Below are 3243 nucleotides of genomic sequence, written 5' to 3'. Positions count from 1 at the left end.
CATTTCCGAAAAAAGTTTAAAAAATATGAAAAATATTTTTTTACTATCCGAAAATACCCAAAAAAGGTGAACGACTAGATGATTGCAGTTCGCCTTTTTCAAGTTATCGCCTCGGAAATGGATTATTCCACGATCATTTCGTATTTACATGCTATTAAATCTACTCTAGTATGCAGGTCATCCCCTAAACCCTGTCGCACTTCCTCGCAATTGAGGCGGTGTGTACGGAATAAGGTCTTCTTCGAAAAAGATTTGATCTAGTAATAGGGAAATCCCCTGAAACCACTACCTTGGATAGTCAATTTTTCTTAAATTTTGTCCTGCTGGTATTATTATTATCTTCTACACCCCATTAAAACCCCTTTAAATCAGCATTTTTGTAAGACTTCACACTTTCTTCAAGATTTTATCTCAAATCTTCACGAGAAATTCAAAGGTCAACGCTATTATATAAGCATACCCAATATAAAAACTTTTCTTCATAAATCTTTCTCCTCCCAAACGAAAGATTATAAAGTAAACCACCTACCGACTCCCAACGGTAGGTGGTTTTTTTGTATACAACAAAAAATTTTTTAATTCATTTTTTGTGTTAAAATTTAGCCAATATAAGTTGATCTGATCAATAAGCAACCTAATGCGATTCATCCTGGCCATAGACCAGAATGATTTGTGGTCTTTTTTCAAAATTGCGTGACCAATGAATGCCTCATCGCCTTCCAACAGATCATCATTTCAACAAAGAAAGTGAATGGATATATGAATACTTTAACTGTTAAAAATCTATCAAAATCTTACGGTAAAAAAACGCCTTTTCAAGCAGTCAAAGATGTTTCTTTTGATATTGCCCCGGGTGAAATTGTTTCACTTATTGGACCAAATGGTGCTGGAAAAACAACCATCGTTTCAATGATCGGCGGTTATATCGAAAAAACTGCCGGGAAAATTTGGGTAAATGGTAAACAAGACCACTATAAGAATGATATTGGCGTTTCTTTTGGAGGCGATTTAGGTTTCTACGGAAATGCTTCGGCCTATGATAATTTAAACTTCTATGCTGACCTTGCAAATGTACCATTTCGAGAACGTAAACAAGAGGTCCATAGAGTTTTAGATATCGTTTCGCTGACTGATGTAAAAAATAAACAAGTAAAATTTTTCTCTAAAGGCATGAATCAACGATTACATATCGCTAAATCGCTATTAAACAAACCCTCCCTACTCTTACTAGATGAACCTACTAACGGCTTAGATATAGAAATCGCTAAAGAAATAAGAGATACAATCAAAAAATTAACTGTAGAGGAAAATGTGAGCATCTTGCTGACAAGTCACATTATGGGGGAGATTGAAACCCTATCTAATCGCATTTTACTTATTGGTGGCGGTAGCCTAAAATTTGAGGGTGCAGTAGCAGATATTATTCACTATTCTGGCTTACCTAAAGGCTCCACCTTAGAAGAAGCCTACTTATCTGTTGCACCAAGTTTAAGGAGGTCATAATGTTTCGATTTTTACGTTTATTTTTATTCCATATGAAAGTTTATATTAGAAATCAATACTTTTTATGGCTACCCATCATTTCAACAACGACCATCTTTCTCTTACAATATCTAACAGCACATGGCTATGACCGGTTGGATGATCCTTATTTATGGATACGGAGTGCAATATTTGGCTTATGGGCTTCTGCTACAACAGCAACAGGTTCAATCGGCTTCCAGAGACACCAGGGTACCTTGACTTATTTAATCAATACGGGCGTTAACGATTTTATGTCACTAACCGCACTCATTTTACCTGCCTCTACTTTTGGATTGATCTCCTTCCCACTTTCTTATGGTTTAGCACGCATTTTCCAAGTTCAAGTGACTGACTTAACTTTTGAATTTATCCTTTTAGTGTTAATGCTATGGCTGAGTGTAGCAGTAATGGATATGTTGATTGCTGCTTTCTTTGTGTTAACACCTAATGCAATTGTCTACGAAGAGCTTATCCATATACCCCTTCTTTTATGCAGTGGTTTAATTGGACAAGGAACCTTTTTTGATCAACTATCCATGTATACTCAGTGGGCGCTCCCGCTAGTTTATCCTATTAGAAAATTACTTTCCAACAACGACGCCAGTTATAACTCGTGGAGCTATCTGTTGTCCTTAATCATCTGGCTAGCCCTTGCAATTAGCCTAGGGAGCATTCTTTTACGTTGGGCGAAAAAAGACGGTCAAGGGAGGTTAGTATAAATTGCGTATTCAATTTTCATCATTAATCTACCTTCGTGATATCAAAACTTTTATCACTTACTTCTTTATCTCACCCATTATTCAGATGATATTGTTTGTACTCATTAACCAGCAATATTCCAGCACCCTTGACTATAACATCGCCTTAAGTTCAGTTTTTATTTCTGCCAACGCGAGTGCAATCAATACGATTAATCAACTACTGGTAACAGATAAAGTATTAGGCATCCATACTGAAATGATTGTTCATAAGCCTTATGCTATAAAATATTGGTTTGACAAAATAGCGACCGTTTATTTTAGCTCGCTGCTTTTATTTCTAATCAATATTTGCATTCTAGCGGTGTTCGGCGTAACGACTAATCAAATGTATAGCGCAATCTCATTGTTACCTTTGAGCATTCTCTATAGTTTACTGATTGGTATCATAGCTTTCTATCTGGCAATCAATATGAGTAATATTTATTTTTTCAATAATATTTTTATGAATATCTTACCTATCATTTCTGGATTAGCGATGCCAATTGCCACCTATCCAGTCATCTTTAAGAATTTTTCTATGCTATTTCCGTATGGCCAATTGCTAACCGCCATTCACACCAATCAAGTTGTACTTGTTCCGGTGTGGATACATCTTGTAATTGTCGGACTAATTAGTACGCTACTTTATAGATATCGGGTTGTCGTTCAGAAAAAGTAATCCGATAGTGCAATACCTATCACTGTTCATATTTAACAAAAAACCGTCCATCGTAAGATAGGCGGTTTGTCAAATCTATTCTTCTATCAATAATTGGTATACGGCCCCAATCAGGTTGGCTTCACTACCATATTTACACAAACCAATCTCAATCGGTTGAAATGAATTTTTGAACCATTCTACATGGTCCCTTATTTCATTATACTTATTTTGGATTTCTTCTAATAATAGTGGCTGAGCTGAAATACCCCCACCAAAAACGACCCTGTCTAGGTCTAGCGATATCTGTAGGGTATGGAT

Annotated in this window: 3 protein-coding genes and 1 pseudogene; 3 read left to right on the top strand and 1 reads right to left on the bottom strand. The window is 36.1% G+C overall.

From position 1 onward, the window contains the following. The first annotated feature begins 693 nt into the window (after positions 1 to 693). From ACRCJ0_RS11035 to ACRCJ0_RS11025, 3 genes are read left to right on the top strand one after another with little or no spacing between them, the layout of a single operon-like run. Entirely contained in the window at positions 694 to 1503 is an 810-nt protein-coding gene (locus tag ACRCJ0_RS11035) for an ABC transporter ATP-binding protein (RefSeq protein WP_431387659.1), read from the top strand. Then, on the top strand, positions 1503 to 2243 hold the full coding sequence (locus tag ACRCJ0_RS11030) for a multidrug ABC transporter permease (protein WP_431387660.1): 741 nt from the start codon (positions 1503 to 1505) through the stop codon (positions 2241 to 2243). The genes ACRCJ0_RS11035 and ACRCJ0_RS11030 overlap by 1 nt, the downstream gene beginning before the upstream one ends. 1 nt (position 2244) lies before the next feature. Then, complete coding sequence (locus ACRCJ0_RS11025) at positions 2245 to 2943, top strand: hypothetical protein (protein ID WP_417894033.1); 699 nt, start codon at positions 2245 to 2247, stop codon at positions 2941 to 2943. Positions 2944 to 3018: 75 nt separating this feature from the next. Here ACRCJ0_RS11025 and ACRCJ0_RS11020 read toward each other — a convergent pair. Continuing rightward, positions 3019 to 3243, bottom strand: a pseudogene (locus ACRCJ0_RS11020) (ROK family protein); the annotation flags it as partial.

It is taken from the genome of Aerococcus sp. L_32 (assembly GCF_050689315.1).
The sequence above is the reverse complement of the archived record's forward strand: the minus strand, read 5'-3'. Positions and strand labels throughout refer to the sequence as shown.